Genomic DNA, 15,932 nt, shown 5'->3' with positions numbered 1-15,932 from the left:
GCGAGGGATAGCGGGACGCGGGAGCGGGGCAAGGGGGTTGGTGTCGACGCAGCGGCGGTGGGCCCCACTTCATGACGTGGAGCGTCGCTCGCGGAGCCATGGATCCCGGCTCTAGGCCGGGATGACGGCATTATTGTCGGCAGGTGTCGGCGGGGCCGGGGTCCAGATCGAGGCAACGGCCGTCGAGGCCGGTGACGGGCAGGCCGATCGTTGCCGCCAGCGTTGGAACGATGTCGACGGTCTCGACCGACAGCGGCTGTTCGAACGGCGTCATGCCGCGGCGCCAGAAGAGCATCGGCACGCGGCGGTCGTAATCCCAGGGGCTGCCGTGCGTTTCGACATAACCGGGCGCGGGCTTCTCGATCGTCGTCACGCGCGGCTTGAGAAGGATGAGGAGGTCGCCCGAGCGATCGGGGTCGAACGAGGCGCGCGCCTTTTCCAGCAGCGTCCAGGTGTCGGGCGGGGTGGTCGGCATCGGCTGCGCGGCGATCTGGGCACGGGTGAGGGCGGCGGCGACCTGGGGCATCGCGGCGTAGATCGCCTGCGTCGCGGCCAGCACCTTCGCCTTGGTGGCGGCGGGCAGGTCCTGGTCGACGTAGATGTCGCCCTCCGCCGACAGCAGCGGGTTGGCCTTCAGGCCGAGGCGCTGCTGGACGATCGCGCCCACCGCCTTGCTCTGCGCCTCGGGCGAGACATGCGCTTCCATCGGCATCGCGCGCTGGACCTGGCGCTCGACGGCGTCGTGGGCGCCGTGATCGGCGGTGAGGACCAGCTCGTAATCGACGCCGGTCTGGTCGAGCACGTCGAGGAAGCTGCCGAGCGCCTGGTCGAGCTGCGCCTGCTGGATGCACATCTCGGTGCCCTGGGTGCCGAAGCTGTGGCCGATGTAATCGGTGGCGGACAGGCCGATCGAGATGATGTCGGTCTGCGGCCCCTTGCCGAGGCCCATGTCCTGAATGAGGCCGGCGGCGATCGCGAGGACCGCTGCGTCGGAGGCGGGCGAGGCGCGGAAGGCCTTGGCATCGCCAGCGGCACGCTCGAACCGGCCCTGGCCGATCGTCACGCTGTCCGCCTGGACCGCGCGGTCGAGTGGCTTGCAGAAGCCGGGAAGGGGAAAGGCGGCCTGCGGCTGGGCGAGCAGCGCGGCGACGGCGGCCTTGCCGCGGGTGATCGCGCGCGGTTCGGCGCGTCCCGCATAGCTGACATAGGTCTTGCCGTCCCACCACCACAGCTCGTCGACCTTGTGGCCGCCCATCATCACCGCGGCGCGATCCTTGCCCGCGACCGAGACGACGCGGGTGCGCGGGTCGGCGGTCTTCATCATCTCGCCCATCGTCGGCACCTTCAGATGCTTGGCGCTGACGGTGTAGCTGTCGTGGGTCGATCCGGTGACGCTTTCATCCTCGGAGCAATAGACGATCTTGTCGGGACGGCCGGCGCGCTGGTCGACCCAGTTGTTGGCGACGATGCCGGTGTGCGCGGGGCGCATGCCGGTCAGGATCGTCGAGTGGCCGGGGCACGTTTCGGTCGCGGCGTGGCTTTGATAGCCCGAGGGAAAGACGCCGCCGGTCGCGATCAGCCGGGCGAGGCCGTCGGTATAGCGGGTGCGATATTGCGCGAAGAGGTCGGCGGCGAACTGGTCGACCGAGATGGCGACGATCAGCTTGGGCGGGCCGCTGGGGGCCGGTGCCCGGGTGGGAGCGGGCGCCGCCTGCTGCGCAAGGGCGGGGGCGGCCGCGCCGAGGAGGAGGAGGGCGGCGGCGATCAGCGACTTGTTGGCCAGCGACTTCATGGCACGTCCTTGGTGGCGGCGGTTCGCCGGGCTATGGGTTGGCGATGATCCCGAGGCAAGCATTGCTCGCGCTGCTTTACGCGCTGATGACGTTGATAGTGGCGGAGGGCGGTGCGGCGGCACAAGGGACACGGCACCTGACCTATCGGCTGGTGCCCGAGACGGCAAGGCCGGCGCCGGGCGGCAGCGTCGAGATCGCGCTGGTCGCGACGCCCGAGGCCGGGTGGCACGGCTATTGGAAGAACGGCGGCGATGCGGGCGTCGAGACGACGCTGGCGTGGACGCTGCCGGGCGGCGTGACCGCGGGGCCGCTACGCTATCCGGTGCCGGGGCGGCTGATCGTCGCGGGGCTGATGAATTATGTGTATGAAAAGCCCTTCGTCCAGTTCGTGTCGCTGACGCTGCCCAAGGGGATCGCGCCGGGCACGACGCTGCCGATCAGCGTCAAGGCGGATTACCTGGTCTGCACCACCGAGATCTGCGTGCCCGAGACGCAGACGCTGGCGATCGAGCTGGTCGCGGGCGACGGCGCGATCGATCCGGCGACGCGGGCGCGGTTCGACCAGTGGCGGCAGGCGCTGCCCAAGCCGCTGGGGTCGCCCGCGACCTATCAGATCGAGGGCAGTGCGTTTCGACTGGGCGTGCCGTTCCCGACCGACGCGGCGCTGGGTGAGGCCTATTTCTTTCCGCTGGCGAGCGGCGCGATCGACTATGCGGCGCCGCAGTCCGTGGCGCGCGCCGGCGACCGGCTGGTGATCGCGACCAAGAAGGCGAGCGTCGGGACGGCGCCGGCGACGCTGGAGGGCGTCCTGGCGGTGGGCGAGGGCAGGGGCTTCGCGCTGACCGCCACGCCCGGGGTGGTGCCGGCGGCGAGCGGTGGCAGCGGCGCAGCGGCCGCAGGCTGGTCGACGGCGCTGATCGCCTTTGCCGGTGCGCTGATCGGCGGCGTGCTGCTCAACATCATGCCCTGCGTCTTCCCGATCCTGAGCCTGAAGGCGCTGAGCCTGGCGCGCTCGGGGGAGAGCGAGGCGGCGGCGCGGCGCGATGCGCTGGCCTATACCGCCGGGGTGGTCCTGGTGTGCGTGGGGCTGGGGGCCGGGCTGCTGGCGCTGCGCGCGGGCGGGGCGACGGTGGGCTGGGCGTTCCAGTTACAGGACCCGCGCGTGATCCTGGTGCTGCTACTGCTGGTGGTCGCAATCGCGCTGAACCTCGCCGGGCTGTTCGAGCTGCCGACGCCGCGCTTCGCTGGCGAGAGCGGGGCGATGGGGGCGTTCGGGACGGGGGCGCTGGCGGCGTTCGTGGCGACGCCGTGTACCGGGCCGTTCATGGGCGCGGCGCTGGGGGCGGCGCTGGTGTTGCCGACCGCGGCGGCGATGCTGATTTTCGCCGGGCTGGGCCTGGGCATTGCGCTGCCGTTCCTGTTGCTTGGTTTCGTGCCCGCGCTGCGGCGGCTGCTGCCCCGGCCGGGGGCGTGGATGAACACGTTCCGTCACATCCTGTCGGTGCCGATGTGGCTGACCGCGCTGGCGCTCGGCTGGGTGCTGGGGCGGCAGGCGGGGGTCGACGGGCTGGTGATCGGCCTGGCCGCCGCGCTGCTCGCGGGGCTGGGACTGTGGTGGACGGGCGCGCTGCAGGCGAAGGGGCGCAGCCGCGCCTGGGCGCCGGGGCTGGTCGCGCTGGTCGTGGCGCTGGGGGCGGGCGTGCTGGTCAAGGCGGCGCCGGCCAGCGCGGCGCAGGCGACGGCGGCGGTGCCGGGCGCCGAGCCGTTCAGCGAGGCGCGGCTCGCGGCGCTGCGCGCGGAAGGACGGCCGGTGTTCGCCTATTTTACTGCCGACTGGTGTCTGACGTGCAAAGTCAACGAGAAGGCGGCGATCGAGACGGCGACGACCGCCGACGCGTTCGGCAAGGGCAAGGTGGCGGTGCTGGTCGGCGACTGGACCGATGGCGATCCGGCCTTGGGTCGCTTCATCGAGCGGCACAATCGCGCCGGTGTGCCGTTGTATCTGTGGTATAAACCCGGCGCGACCGACGCGCGCGTGCTGCCGCAGGTGCTGACGCCCGGCATGCTCGCCGCGCTGCCGACCGAATGAGGGAGAGATGGTAATGCGTAACCTGTTCCTTGCCGCCGCCTCGCTGGCGGTCGTCGTCGCCAGCCCCGGCGCGGCACAGCAGCAGACCGGGCGACCGGCGGGCAATTTCCGGCTGACCGACATGGACGGCAAGGTCGTTCGCCTGAGCGACTACAAGGGCAAGATGGTGGTGCTGGAGTGGAGCAACCCCGGCTGCCCCTTCGTCCAGAAACATTATGCCAGCGGCAACATGCAGGCGACCCAGGCGAAGGCCAGGGCGGCGGGTGCGGCGTGGCTGACGATCAATTCGGGCGCACCGGGCAAGCAGGGCTACATGACCGGGCCCGAGGCCAAGGCCTGGGTCGCCAAGGAAAAGGCGGTGCCGACCGATTATCTGCTCGATCCCGCGGGCCGCGTCGGGCGCGGTTATGGCGCCAAGACGACACCCCATGTGTACGTGATCGCGCCCGATGGTCGGCTGGTCTACCAGGGCGGGATCGACGACAAGCCCACCGCCGATGCGGCCGACATCGCCGGCGCGAAGAATTACGTGCTGGCGGCGATCGGCGAGGTGAAGGCGGGCAAGCCGGTGAAGGTTGCGGAGACGCGGCCTTATGGGTGCTCGGTGAAATACGCGGGGTAGGGCCGGGGGACGCGGTCGGCGTCACCCTCACCCTTCCCTCGCCGCTGCGCGGCGCGGGCCCCTTCCCTCTCCCAGCGGGAGGGGGGAGGGAGGCGCGAAGCGCCGGAAGGGTGAGGGTGTCTGTTTGACGTGTCATCCTGAACTTGGTTCAGGATCTCTGGGTGAGGGAAGGTGACCTCGCCGGGAGATGCTGAACCGAGTTCAGCATGACGGATTCTTTGGCGAGGCTCGCCTATTCCGCGTTGGCCGGCAGGGGGCGCCAGCCGGCGGGGCCGAGCACCTCGATCGGACGGTAGCGCACCTTGTAGGCCATGCGCTGCGAGCCCTTCACCCAATAGCCGAGATAGAGATACGGCAGCCCGAGATCGCGGGCACGGGTGATGTGGTCCATGATGATGACGTTGCCGAGCCCGGCGCGGGTTTCGTCTTCGGCGTCGAAGAAGCTGTAGATCATCGACAATCCGTCGACCTGGCGATCGGTGAGGCAGGCGCCGATCAGCTTGCCGCGCGCGCCGCCGATCGAGGGCAGGCGATATTCGACGATCATCGAATTGACCGGCGAATGCTCGATCATGTCGGCGTAATCGTCCTCGTCCATCCCGGCCATGCCGCCGGTCGGATGCCGCGCCGACAGGTAGCGGCGAAGCAACTGATATTGCTCGTCGGTCGCCCAGGGGCGGCACACCGATACCTCGAGGTCGGCGTTGCGGCGCATCAGCTTGCGCTGGGTATTGTTGGCGACGAAGTCATGGGTGACGACGCGCACCGACACGCAAGCGGTGCAGCCCGCACAGGACGGGCGATAGGCGACGCCCTGGCTGCGGCGGAAACCGATCCTGCCGAGCGCGTCGTTCAGCTCCGCGGCATGCGGGCCGGTCAGTTCGGTAAAAACCTTCCGCTCCTGCTTCCCCGGCAGATAGGGGCAGGGCGATGGGCTGGTGACGAAAAAGCGCGGGAAACGGAAGGGCGCGGTCACCGCCGATAGGCCTCACTGGTTGGCAGGTCGTTCGCGCTTATGGAACGTGGCGACCCGGCTGGGAAGCGGGGATTAGACGCGAAGATGGTAAAAGAGGGTTACCGGTACGCGATTTCGTCCGATCGGACGCTGGCTGGCCCGCGACCCCCACGCATGTCATCCTGAACGTGTTTCAGGATCTGGTGGTGAGTGCCCGTCTCCTCGCGACGAGATGCTGAACCGAGTTCAGCATGACGGGTTTGGCGGCGGCAGTATCGCTCGCGTCTGCCCCTCCACCACCGCCTTCGGCGGCGGTCCCCCTCCCCCAGCGAGCTGGGGGAGGATTCGGTTACGCCAGCTCCACCGTGCTCGTTTCATACCCCGCAGTGCGCAGCGCTTCGACGAGGCGTTCGAGATGCGCGCGGTCGCGGGCTTCGCATTCGATGTCGGTAATCAGGCCCTTCGCCGGCAGCGTCGTGAAGACGCGCTGGTGATAGACCTCGATGATGTTGACGCGTTCCTGGTCGAAGATGCGTGCGACGTTGTAGAGCGCGCCGGGCTGGTCCTGCAGGCGGATGCGCAGGCGCGCGAGGCGGCCGGAGCGGGCGAGGTCGCGCAGCAGGACGTTGGCGAGCAGCCGCGTGTCGATGTTGCCGCCGCACAGGACGATGCCGACGGTCTTGCCCTTGAAGCGATCGGGATGCTGGAGCAGCGCGGCGAGGCCGGCGGCCCCGGCGCCCTCGACCACCGTCTTCTCGATCTGAAGCAGCAGGCTGACCGACTCCTCCAGCGCGCGCTCGGGGACCAGCAGGATGTCGTCGACGAGCGCATGGACCATCTGCGCGGTGATGCCGCCCGGCTCCTTGACCGCGATACCTTCGGCCAGCGTGTCGCCGGCGCAGGGCATGCTGGTGCCGTTGATGCGGTTGTACATCGAGGGAAACAGTTCCGCCTCGACGCCGATCACCTCGACCGGATGGCTGTGCGCCTTGGCGACGGTGGCCATGCCGCTGATGAGGCCGCCGCCGCCGATCGGGGTGATGAAGGTGTCGATCGCCGGCACGTCCTCCAGCATCTCGATCGCGGTGGTGCCGGCGCCGGCGATGATGCGCGGATCGTCGAAGGGGTGCACGAAGGTGAAGCCGCGTTCCGCCTCCAGCTCGCGCGCATGGGCATAGGCGGCGTCGAAGGTGTCGCCGTGCAGCACCACGTTGGCGCCATGACCCTCGGTCTGGACGACCTTAACCGTCGGCGTGGTGGTGGGCATCACGATCGTCGCGGGCACGCCAAGGCGCTTGGCGTTATAGGCCAGGCCCTGGGCGTGGTTGCCCGCCGATGCGGCGATGACGCCCTTGGCCTTGGCCTCGTCGGACAAGAGCAGCAGCGTGTTGAGCGCGCCGCGCTCCTTGTAGGCGGCGGTGAACTGGAGGTTCTCGAACTTCAGCCAGACGGTGGCGCCGGTCAGGTCGGACAGCGTCTTCGACAGCAACGTCGGCGTGCGGACGATCGCATCGCGGATCCGGGCGTGGGCGGCGCGGACGTCGTCGATCGAGACGGGCAGGTCGGTAGCCGTAGCGGCAAGCTTGGTAGCCATAGGCGCCTGCGACTAGACCGATCTGGCGGGCGGGGCAAACCTCGCTTAAGCGCGGTGGCCATGATGAAAGCTATCTTGCTCGCGGGCCTCGGTTTCGCGATCGCAGCTCCGGCGGGAGCCGACTCGCTGGTCGACAACGTCAACGGAATGACGATCACCAAGGACGGGCGCGTGACGCGCTTTACCGGGTTGGTGATGACGCCCGACGGCAGGGTCGTGAAGCTGTTGGGTGCAAAGGACAAACGCCCCGATCGGCTCGACTGGCGGGCGGACATGAAGGGCCGGGTGCTGCTGCCCGGCTTCATCGATGCGCACGGCCATGTGATGGAACTGGGCTTTCGCGCGCTCGAGCTCGACCTGTCCGATGCCAAGTCGCTGGAGGAGGCGAAGGCGCGGATCGCGGCCTATGCCGCGGCGAACCCGGAGCGGCGCTGGATCCTGGGCGGCGGCTGGAATCAGGAGGCGTGGCGACTCGGGCGCTTTCCGACCGCCGCCGATCTTGCGGGGCTGGCGGGCGACCGTGCGATCTGGCTGTCGCGGGCGGACGGCCATGCCAGCTGGGCCAATGCGGCGGCGATGAAGGCGGCGGGCGTCACCGCCAAGAGCGTGTCGCCGCCGGGCGGGCGGATCGAGATGGCGGGCGGCCAGCCGAGCGGCGTCTTCGTCGATGCGGCGCAGGATCTGGTGCAGAAGGCGGTGCCGCAGCCGCTGGGCAAGGATCGCAACACCGCGTTCCTGCGCGCGCAAGCGCAACTGCTGAGCGACGGCATCACCGCGACCAGCGACATGGGCACCTCGCTCGACGATTGGCTGACCTATCGGCGGATGGGCGACGCGGGCAACCTGCGCGTGCGGATCATGAGTTACGCGATGGGCGTCGACACCGCGGTGCGCGTCGGCGGCACCGGCCCGACGCCGTGGCTGTACGACGACCGGCTGAAGATGGGCGGGGTGAAGCTGTACGCCGACGGCGCGCTGGGATCGCGCGGCGCGTGGCTGAAGGCGCCGTACAGCGACGCACCGGGCCAGTCGGGGCAGGGCTTCATGGCCGACGACGTGATCCGCAACCTGATGAGCCGCGCGGCGATGGACGGCTATCAGGTCGCGGTGCACGCGATCGGCGACCGCGCCAACGCCCAGGTGCTGGGCGCGATCGAGGAGCTGGCGCTGACCTATGACGGCGACCGGCGCTGGCGGATCGAACATGCCCAGGTCGTCGATCCCGCCGACCTCAGCCGGTTCGGCAAGCACGGCATCGTCGCATCGATGCAGCCGACGCATGCCACCAGCGACCGGACGATGGCGGAGGCGCGGCTAGGCCAGGCGCGGTTGGCGGGTGCCTATGCGTGGAAGACGATGCTGGGCAACGGCGCGACGCTGGCGTTCGGATCGGACTATCCGGTCGAGAAGCCCAACCCGTTCGCCGGCTGGGCCGCGGCGTTCACGCGGCAGGATGCGAGCGGCCAGCCGTTCGGCGGCTGGCGCCCCGAGGAGGCGGTGACGCGCGAGCAGGCATGGTGGGCGTTCACCGGCGCGGGCGCCTATGCGGGCTTCGCCGAAAAGAAGTTCGGGACGCTGGAGCCGGGGCAGCGGGCGGATTTCATCATCGTCGACCGCGATCCGACGCTGGCGGGTCCGAGCGACCTGCGCGCGACGAAGGTCGAGGAGACGTGGGTCGGCGGGGTCAAGGTGTTCGAGCGGAAGTAAGTAGTTAGCGATAGCCGGCTTCGCGCTGATGTCGGACAGCCAGTATCATCACTGTGTCTCGAGTGGCGTCGTAACGATATCGAGCCACATAGCCGCTCGATCCGAACGGGATTACCAGTTCCCGCGTGTCGTTTGGGGCCGGCCTGCCGATCAGCGGACGAGTCTTGAGACTGACAAGGCGGCTGGCGATGGCAGCGCTCGCTCTCAGACTGGCTGGCTCGTCATGCTGAGCGAGAAAATCGAGGCAACGTGCAACGCCGCGCGCGGCTTTTTCGGTCAGGATCAGGTGTGGCAAGGTGGAACCGGTCGCCCTGGCTCCCAGCCGGTGAGCCACGCCACCATTTCGTCACTCGTCAAATGGAGGCCGGTTCGCTCATACTCCGCCAGAGATTCGAGTGCTTCGCGATCGAACGATGCGCGGGCATTCGCGCGGTCGACATAGGCGGTGACGGCTTCGTAAAGCGCCGTTTCGAGTGAAATCTCGGCCTCTTCGGCAGCGCGTACGAGTTGGGCATGAAGATCGTCGTCGATGCTGAGTGCTGCGGCCATGACCGAAACAAGCTAATCTCTTTATGTGAGGAGAACAAGAAAGGCCGCGGCGCCGTGAGGCGGCCGCGGCCTTTGCGTATCCCCCACGGGGCGAGGGGAAAGGAAATTCAGGCGACCGCGGCAGTGGCCACTTCCTCGGGTTCGCGCAGCACATAGCCGCGGCCCCAGACGGTCTCGATGTAGTTCTCGCCGTCGCACGCCAGGCTGAGCTTCTTGCGCAGCTTGCAGATGAAGACGTCGATGATCTTGAGTTCGGGCTCGTCCATGCCGCCGTAGAGATGATTGAGGAACATCTCCTTGGTCAGCGTCGTGCCCTTGCGGAGCGAGAGGAGCTCCAGCATCGCATATTCCTTGCCCGTCAGGTGGACGCGGCTGCCGTCGACCTCCACGGTCTTGGCATCGAGGTTCACCGCCAGCTTGCCGGTGCGGATCACCGATTGCGAATGGCCCTTCGAGCGGCGGACGACGGCCTGGATGCGCGCTACCAGTTCCTCGCGATGGAACGGCTTCGTCACATAGTCGTCGGCGCCGAAGCCGAAGCTGCGCACCTTCGAATCCATCTCGTTGATGCCCGACAGGATCAGCACCGGCGTCGACACGCGGGCGACGCGCAGCTTCTTCAGCACGTCATAGCCGTGCATGTCCGGCAGATTGAGATCGAGCAGGATGATGTCGTAGTCGTACAGTTTGCCGAGATCGAGGCCTTCTTCGCCGAGATCGGTCGTGTAGACGTTGAAGCCCTCGGCCCCCAGCATCAGCTCGATGGCCTTGGCCGTCGTCGGCTCGTCCTCGATCAGAAGCACCCGCATCGCGTCGTTCCTTCATGGGCGACAGCGACCGGCTATCCCTTACCGGTCGGTGTGGCCTTGGATCATTAACCAAACGACATCTGAAGGCAAAAGGTTAATTTCCGCTTAATCGAGCTTACCCGCCGAGTCGCGCTCCGGCGAATCGACTCCTAGCAGCGTGCGATGGCGCGCGCGGGGAATATCCTCGCCCAGCACCTCACGCAGATAGAGGCTGCGCACCAGCGTATAGATGACGACGAGCAGCGCGGCGGAGAAGAACAGGCCGAAGATACCGAAGATTACGCCGATGCCGATGATCGCGAAGACGGTGATCGCCGGGGGAATCGCGATCACGCGCTTCTGGACATAGGGGGTGATGAAGTTGGTCTGGATCAGCCGCACGATCGCATAGGTGGCGAGCGCGCCGATCAGCGGCCCCGTGCCCTTGGTCGCGGCGAGGCCGAGCGCGGGCAGCATCGCGGCGGTGGGGCCGACATAAGGGATGAACTCGCTGAGCCCCGCAAGCAGGCCGAGCGCCGCCGCCGAGGGAACGCCGGAGAACCACAGGCCGAGCCCGATCAGCACGCCCATCGACGTCATCAGGATCAGCGACGAGCGCAGCCACAGCCGAAGCACCGAGCCGACGTCGAACAGCGCATCCTCTGCCGCCTGCCGCTTCGACGGCGGGATCAGGTAGAGGAAGCCGCGCTCGTAGAGCTTGGGATCGCCGGCGAAAAACAGCGCGCCCACGAGGAGCAGGATGAAGTTGAGCAAAAGCTCGCCGGCGCCCTGGACGAGGCCGCCGACATCCTGCGCCACGCGGCTGCCGGCATAGGCCTGGCGCACCGCATCGACGAACTTCGCGCCGACCGGCGACTGCGAGAGATAGGCAGCGAGCTGGTCGAGCAGGCTGGGCAGCCGTTCGACGAGGACGTTGAGCTGTTCGCGGAACTGAACGCCGAACAGCCAGAACAGGAAGGCGACGAAGCCGATCGCGGTGGCCATGCCGAGCCCGAGTGCGGGTTTCTTGGGGACGCCCAGCTTGTCGCGATAGAGCGCCGCGACCGAGTGGATCGCGATCGCGCCGAGCATCGACCCGAAGACGAGGATCAGCAGGTTGCCGGCGCGATAGAGCGCGGCGGCGACCCCGCCGATCAGCAGGATGTAGAGCAGGCGGCGGATGAAGCGCGCGTCGTCGGCATCGGGCGCGAGCCGGCCGCGAGGGGGTGCGGTGTCGGGCGGGGCGCTGGGGCGCGGTTCATCGTCGCTCATCGTTCACCGTCTGGCAGATCGCCGTCGCGCGCGACAGAGCATGGATCGTACAGGCGGGCGGCGAGGAAGGCGATCAGCGCCTCGACGCGCGCCGGTCGCAGTGCGCTGGGCGGGGTGAGCAGGTGGAGGCCGATCGGGGCGGGGGTCCATTGCTGCAGGATCGGGACCAGCCGGCCCGCCTCGATCTCCCGCCCGACGATGAAGCCCGGCAGGCGGGCGATGCCGAGCCCTGCGACGAGCGCCGGGACCAGCGCGTCGCCGCTGTTGGCGACGAGCGGACCGTTGGGCACGATCGACACCGGTCCGTCGGGGCCGGTGAGGCGCCACGGCCCGGGCGCATTGGCGTAGCCGAGCAGGCGGTGGCGGGCGAGCTCGGCGGGATCGCGCGGCGTGCCCGCGGCGGCGAGATAGGCGGGCGCGGCGACGATGTGGCTGGCGATCGAGCAGAGCCGGCGTGCGCGCAGGCTGCTGTCGGGCAGGTCGCCGATGCGCAGCGCGATGTCGAACCCCTCGGCGACGATGTCGACGCGCGCGTCGGAGAGGTGGAGGTCGATCTCGATCTCGGGATGCGCGACGAGGAAGTCGGCGACGAGCGGTGCGACGTTGCCGAGGCCGAAGCTCATCGGCGCGGCGAGGCGGATGCGGCCCGCGGGGCGGTCGGCGGCGCTCAGCGCGGCTTCATGCGCCGCTTCGGCATCGGCGAGCAGGCGGGTGGCGTGCTCGGCGAGCGGTCGTCCCGCCTCGGTCAGCGTCAGGCGACGCGAGGTGCGGTGGAACAGCGCCTGGCCGATGCTGGCTTCCAGCCGGGCGATCGCCTTCGACACGGTGCCCTTGCTGACGCCGATCGCGGTGGCGGCGCCGCTGAACGAGCCGTGGCGAACGACGCTGGCGAAGATCGCCCAGGCCTCGGTGTCGGGGAGGTTCATGCGGCGGTCCTGCCGCGCGAGAGATGCTGAAACGAGTTCAGCATGACGGTTGGGGAGAGGTCGTCATGCCGACCTTGTTTCAGCATCCCGCCAGGCGAGCAACCCGAAACGATCCGTTTCCGTGGTTTCCGTTTACGCGCCCCAAGCAAGGCCTATCTTGAATGGCAATCGACCCGCGCGTCGCATCCCTTCGCGGGCGTCGGCGTTCAGGCCGCTGTTCCAGGTGAAGGACCCATCGTGATGACTAAGGTGCTCGTGCTCTATTATTCGTCCTACGGCCATATCGAGAAGATGGCCGATGCCATGGCCGAGGGCGCCAAGGCGGGCGGAGCGGAGGTGGATATCCGTCGGGTCGCTGAGACGGCACCGGCGGAGGTCGTGAAGGCCGCCGGCTTCAAGGCAGACACGCTGCATGCCGAGATCGAATCGCCCGACAAGCTGGCCGAGTATGATGCGATCATCGTCGGGGCGCCGACGCGTTACGGCCGGATGCCTAGCCAGATGGCAGCGTTCTGGGACACCACCGGCGGGCTGTGGATGAAGGGCGCACTGGTCGGCAAGATCGGCGGCGCGTTCACCTCGACCGCCAGCCAGCATGGCGGGCAGGAGACGACGCTGTTCTCGATCCTGACCAACCTGCTGCATCACGGCATGACGATCGTCGGGCTGGACTATGGCTATCAGGGTCAGATGGGCGTCGACGAGGTCAAGGGCGGGACGCCCTACGGCGCCTCGACCCTCGCCGATGGCGACGGCAGCCGCCAGCCGTCGGCGGTCGAGCTGGACGGCGCCCGCTATCAGGGCAAGCGGATCGCCGAGCTGGCGGCGAAGGTGAAGGGGTAAGACCTGATCCATCCTCTCCCGCCAGGGGCAGGTGGCGTGCACCGCACGACGGAGGGGGAGGAAGCAATGCACCATTGATAGCGCTTCGCTTCCCTCCCCCTCCGTCAGCCTATCGGCTGCCACCTCCCCCTGGCGGGGGAGGATTGCGTCAATTGCGATTGAAGTCGAACCAGCCGCGGCGTTCACCGGCCGGATAGGCCGGGCGGGCACGGCTGACCGGGGCGACACCTCGCGACGTCATCGGGGTATCGCGGCGCAGCTCGGCGTTCTCGCGTTCCAGTTCGGCGATGCGGGCGCCGTGGATGTCAGTACCCTGGCTCGCGGTGCGGCGCAGCTCCGCATTCTCGCGCTCCAATTCGGCGATGCGCGCGTCGCGCTCGCCGGCGCGGGTGTCGACGGTGCTGCGCGCCTCGGCGAGGCGAGCGTCGGCGTCCTTGCGCGCGGCGGCATGGGCGTCGCGCTCGGCGGCGTAGCGCTCCTTCCACTTGCGGCCGCCGGGATGGCTGGCGAGGCCGAGCAGCCAGCCGGCGATCAACGCCAGCGCCAAGGCCGCGAACTGGGTGGGGGTGGTGAACAACATCGTCGCGAACTCCCTGTTACGGGAGGATAACGATGTGGTGAGGCGCGGGTTTCACCGGATCGCTTTGGCGACTTTCCCCCTCCCTGCAAGGGAGGGGGCAGGGGGCGGGTCGTCGCCGCTGGCGATCCGCTCTGCGAGGCTCTTCACCCACCCCCGGCCCCTCCCTTGCAGGGAGGGGGGAAGAAGGCCTTACACGCCGCTCTTGAAGGCGTCGCTGATCGAGCAGGCGGCGGGGCCGAGGATGACGACGAACAACGTCGGCAGGATGAACAGGATCAGCGGCACCGTCATGATCGCGGGCAGGCGCGCGGCCTTTTCCTCGGCGCGCATCATGCGCTCGTTGCGGAATTCGGCGGACAGCACGCGCAACGCGCTGGCGAGCGGGGTGCCGTATTTCTCGGTCTGGATCATCGTCGTGACGACGCCCTTGACCGCATCGAGATCGACGCGGGTCGCAAGGTTCTCGAACGCCTGGCGCCGCTCGGTCAGGAAGCCCAGCTCGATCGCGGTCAGCGAGAATTCGTCGCCCAGTTCGGGATAGGCGCGGCCCAGTTCCTTCGACACGCGGTGGAAGGCGGCATCGACGGTCAGGCCGGCCTCGGCGCAGATGACGAGCAGGTCGAGCGCGTCGGGAAGACCCTTGCGGATCGCGTCCGAGCGCTTCTGGATCTTGTTCTTCAGGAAGATGTCGGGCGCTTTGTAGCTCAGGATGAAGCTGACCGCGACGATGCCGTAGCGCTTGAGCGGGCTGTACGTCGCGAACATCTCGGTGCCGTAGACCAGGAACAGCATCGTGCCGCCGAACACGATCGGCAGGACGAGCCGGCCGAAGATCACCGCGACCGCCCAATCCTTCGACCGGATGCCGGCCTGCATCAGCTTGAGCTGCGCCTGCTTCAGCTGGCTGTCCTGCAGCACCTGCATCGACACCAGCAGCGAGCGCATCTTGTCGGCGGTGTCGTTGCGCTGGACCAGCTTGGCGCGGCGCTTCGTCGAGGCGGTGATGCCCGCCTTCAGCTGTTCGCGCCGGTCGTTCAGCGCCTTGACGCGCTTGGCCATCGGATCCTTGACCGACGTGGCGGCATAGATCGCGATCATCACGGCGAACGCCGCGACGCCCGACAGCACCGTCGCCACCCAGTATACATCGACGCCCAGAAGCGTCGGACCAGCCGCAGGGTTCATCGCAAATGCTTCCTAGATCTCGAAGTTGACCATCTTCGCCATGATGAAGGCGCCGATGCCCATCCACAGCAGCCCGCCAAGCCCGGCGACCATCAGCCGCTGGTCGACGAAGAAGCCCTGCATGTAATTGTCGTTGATCATCCAGATCATGCCGAACACGATGAACGGCAGCGATCCGACGATGTAGGCCGATGCCTTCGATTCCGACGACATCGCCTTGATCTTAAGCTTCATCTGGCCGCGCTGGCGCAGCACCGTGGCGAGGTTCGACAGCGTTTCGGCCAGATTGCCGCCGGTCTCGCGCTGGATCGCGATGGTGATGACGAAGAACTGGAATTCGGGCGTGCCGAGGCGATCGGCGGTGTCCTGAAGCGCAGAGTCCATCGACTTGCCGATCTTCATCTTGTCGGACACCATACGGAATTCCTCGCCGACAGGGCCTTCCAGCTCGTTGCCGACGACGCCGATGGTCTCCGAGATCGGCAGGCCCGACCGCAGGCCTCGGACGAGCAGCTCGATCGCGTCGGGAAACTTGGCGGTGAACCGCGCGATGCGGCGCTTGATGAGATAGTTGACGGCGAAATGCGGCAGGCCGGCGCCGACGACGAGGCCGAGGAACATCGCCAGCAGGAACGGCAGCCCCTTGAACGTCAACAGCAGCGCAACGACCGCGACCAGGCCTGCGCTCGCCATGCCGTACTGGCCGACGGTGTAATCCTTGCCGGTCATCGCCAGCCGCTTGGCGAGCTGCGCCGGATTCGGCAGCAGGCGGCCGAAGGCAACGTCGGTCTTGCTCTGCGGACCGCTGTTCGAGATGTTGCGCGAATGGCTTTCGACCACCGCCTCGACGTGGCGGTTGCGGACCGCCGACAGGCGACGGCTCGACGCCTTCTGCGCCGACGGCCCAGCGAGCGCGAACAGCAGGCAGCCGAGCACGACCATCGCGCCGGCGGAAATCAACAGGACGGGCATCAGGTCCATGGGCTCAACCCAGCCTTTCGATACGTGGGCGGCCGCCCCCCGGGCGGG

At 68.2% G+C, this 15,932-nt stretch carries 15 protein-coding genes; 4 read left to right on the top strand and 11 right to left on the bottom strand.

From position 1 onward, the window contains the following. Positions 1–130: 130 nt before the first annotated feature. Entirely contained in the window at positions 131–1,792 is a 1,662-nt protein-coding gene (locus GGQ80_RS16250; protein ID WP_183986788.1) for an alkaline phosphatase family protein, read from the bottom strand. Positions 1,793–1,836: 44 nt separating this feature from the next. Here GGQ80_RS16250 and GGQ80_RS16245 point away from each other — a divergent pair, with 44 nt between their 5' ends. Continuing rightward, the gene (locus GGQ80_RS16245) at positions 1,837–3,882 is read left to right on the top strand and encodes a protein-disulfide reductase DsbD family protein (protein ID WP_183986786.1); all 2,046 of its coding nucleotides are present in this window, start codon (positions 1,837–1,839) and stop codon (positions 3,880–3,882) included. Positions 3,883–3,895: 13 nt separating this feature from the next. After that, on the top strand, positions 3,896–4,504 hold the full coding sequence (locus tag GGQ80_RS16240) for a thioredoxin family protein (protein WP_246347153.1): 609 nt from the start codon (positions 3,896–3,898) through the stop codon (positions 4,502–4,504). Between the two features lie 232 nt (positions 4,505–4,736). On the opposite strand, the gene GGQ80_RS16235 is transcribed toward GGQ80_RS16240, so the two are convergent. Both GGQ80_RS16235 and GGQ80_RS16230 read right to left on the bottom strand, forming a co-directional pair. Then, a complete protein-coding gene (locus tag GGQ80_RS16235) occupies positions 4,737–5,480 on the bottom strand; it encodes an arginyltransferase (protein WP_183986782.1) in 744 nt (247 codons plus the stop codon). A 328-nt stretch (positions 5,481–5,808) separates the two neighbouring features. Next, positions 5,809–7,053, bottom strand: a complete 1,245-nt coding sequence (locus GGQ80_RS16230; protein ID WP_183986780.1) for a threonine ammonia-lyase — start codon at positions 7,051–7,053, stop codon at positions 5,809–5,811. Positions 7,054–7,116: 63 nt separating this feature from the next. Here GGQ80_RS16230 and GGQ80_RS16225 point away from each other — a divergent pair, with 63 nt between their 5' ends. Continuing rightward, positions 7,117–8,760, top strand: coding sequence for an amidohydrolase (locus tag GGQ80_RS16225; protein ID WP_183986933.1), 1,644 nt, complete (start codon positions 7,117–7,119; stop codon positions 8,758–8,760). A 4-nt stretch (positions 8,761–8,764) separates the two neighbouring features. Here the strand turns inward: GGQ80_RS16225 and GGQ80_RS16220 are convergent, their stop codons facing one another. From GGQ80_RS16220 to GGQ80_RS16200, 5 genes are all read right to left on the bottom strand, one after another. Continuing rightward, the gene (locus GGQ80_RS16220) at positions 8,765–9,055 is read right to left on the bottom strand and encodes a type II toxin-antitoxin system RelE/ParE family toxin (RefSeq protein WP_183986778.1); all 291 of its coding nucleotides are present in this window, start codon (positions 9,053–9,055) and stop codon (positions 8,765–8,767) included. Next, the gene (locus GGQ80_RS16215; protein ID WP_183986776.1) at positions 9,043–9,309 is read right to left on the bottom strand and encodes a CopG family transcriptional regulator; all 267 of its coding nucleotides are present in this window, start codon (positions 9,307–9,309) and stop codon (positions 9,043–9,045) included. The genes GGQ80_RS16220 and GGQ80_RS16215 overlap by 13 nt, the downstream gene beginning before the upstream one ends. 107 nt (positions 9,310–9,416) lie before the next feature. Then, positions 9,417–10,118 (bottom strand): response regulator transcription factor CtrA, encoded by a 702-nt coding sequence (ctrA, locus tag GGQ80_RS16210; RefSeq protein ID WP_183986774.1) that lies wholly within the window; start codon positions 10,116–10,118, stop codon positions 9,417–9,419. Between the two features lie 105 nt (positions 10,119–10,223). Beyond that, the gene (locus GGQ80_RS16205; RefSeq protein WP_183986772.1) at positions 10,224–11,369 is read right to left on the bottom strand and encodes an AI-2E family transporter; all 1,146 of its coding nucleotides are present in this window, start codon (positions 11,367–11,369) and stop codon (positions 10,224–10,226) included. Further along, entirely contained in the window at positions 11,366–12,295 is a 930-nt protein-coding gene (locus GGQ80_RS16200) for a LysR family transcriptional regulator (RefSeq protein ID WP_183986770.1), read from the bottom strand. Before GGQ80_RS16200 ends, GGQ80_RS16205 begins: the two co-directional genes overlap by 4 nt. Before the next feature lie 240 nt (positions 12,296–12,535). Between GGQ80_RS16200 and wrbA the strand changes: the two genes are divergently transcribed. Continuing rightward, positions 12,536–13,138 (top strand): NAD(P)H:quinone oxidoreductase, encoded by a 603-nt coding sequence (wrbA, locus tag GGQ80_RS16195; RefSeq protein ID WP_183986768.1) that lies wholly within the window; start codon positions 12,536–12,538, stop codon positions 13,136–13,138. 148 nt (positions 13,139–13,286) lie between these two features. Here the strand turns inward: wrbA and GGQ80_RS16190 are convergent, their stop codons facing one another. The 3 genes from GGQ80_RS16190 to GGQ80_RS16180 all read right to left on the bottom strand — a co-directional run bounded on the left by GGQ80_RS16190 (position 13,287) and on the right by GGQ80_RS16180 (position 15,884). Next, a complete protein-coding gene (locus GGQ80_RS16190) occupies positions 13,287–13,718 on the bottom strand; it encodes a hypothetical protein (protein ID WP_183986766.1) in 432 nt (143 codons plus the stop codon). Between the two features lie 189 nt (positions 13,719–13,907). After that, complete coding sequence (locus GGQ80_RS16185; protein ID WP_183986763.1) at positions 13,908–14,903, bottom strand: type II secretion system F family protein; 996 nt, start codon at positions 14,901–14,903, stop codon at positions 13,908–13,910. A gap of 12 nt (positions 14,904–14,915) precedes the next feature. Continuing rightward, positions 14,916–15,884: a type II secretion system F family protein gene (locus GGQ80_RS16180; RefSeq protein WP_183986761.1), complete on the bottom strand. Its 969-nt coding sequence runs from the start codon at positions 15,882–15,884 to the stop codon at positions 14,916–14,918. Positions 15,885–15,932 lie beyond the last annotated feature (48 nt).

It is taken from the genome of Sphingomonas jinjuensis, assembly GCF_014197105.1.
Classification (GTDB): Bacteria; Pseudomonadota; Alphaproteobacteria; order Sphingomonadales; family Sphingomonadaceae; genus Sphingomonas; species Sphingomonas jinjuensis.
Note: the sequence above shows the minus strand (reverse complement) of the source record. Positions and strands in the feature narration are given on the sequence as shown.

Bases quoted from the DNA above. Each gene is read 5' to 3' on its own strand.
- GGQ80_RS16250 (WP_183986788.1), bottom strand. From the start codon at position 1,792: ATGAAGTCGCTGGCCAACAAGTCGCTGATCGCCGCCGCCCTCCTCCTC.
- GGQ80_RS16245 (WP_183986786.1), top strand. From the start codon at position 1,837: ATGATCCCGAGGCAAGCATTGCTCGCGCTGCTTTACGCGCTGATGACG.
- GGQ80_RS16240 (WP_246347153.1), top strand. From the start codon at position 3,896: ATGCGTAACCTGTTCCTTGCCGCCGCCTCGCTGGCGGTCGTCGTCGCC.
- GGQ80_RS16230 (WP_183986780.1), bottom strand. From the start codon at position 7,053: ATGGCTACCAAGCTTGCCGCTACGGCTACCGACCTGCCCGTCTCGATC.
- GGQ80_RS16225 (WP_183986933.1), top strand. From the start codon at position 7,117: ATGAAAGCTATCTTGCTCGCGGGCCTCGGTTTCGCGATCGCAGCTCCG.
- GGQ80_RS16215 (WP_183986776.1), bottom strand. From the start codon at position 9,309: ATGGCCGCAGCACTCAGCATCGACGACGATCTTCATGCCCAACTCGTA.
- ctrA (WP_183986774.1), bottom strand. From the start codon at position 10,118: ATGCGGGTGCTTCTGATCGAGGACGAGCCGACGACGGCCAAGGCCATC.
- GGQ80_RS16205 (WP_183986772.1), bottom strand. From the start codon at position 11,369: ATGAGCGACGATGAACCGCGCCCCAGCGCCCCGCCCGACACCGCACCC.
- GGQ80_RS16200 (WP_183986770.1), bottom strand. From the start codon at position 12,295: ATGAACCTCCCCGACACCGAGGCCTGGGCGATCTTCGCCAGCGTCGTT.
- wrbA (WP_183986768.1), top strand. From the start codon at position 12,536: ATGACTAAGGTGCTCGTGCTCTATTATTCGTCCTACGGCCATATCGAG.
- GGQ80_RS16190 (WP_183986766.1), bottom strand. From the start codon at position 13,718: ATGTTGTTCACCACCCCCACCCAGTTCGCGGCCTTGGCGCTGGCGTTG.
- GGQ80_RS16185 (WP_183986763.1), bottom strand. From the start codon at position 14,903: ATGAACCCTGCGGCTGGTCCGACGCTTCTGGGCGTCGATGTATACTGG.
- GGQ80_RS16180 (WP_183986761.1), bottom strand. From the start codon at position 15,884: ATGGACCTGATGCCCGTCCTGTTGATTTCCGCCGGCGCGATGGTCGTG.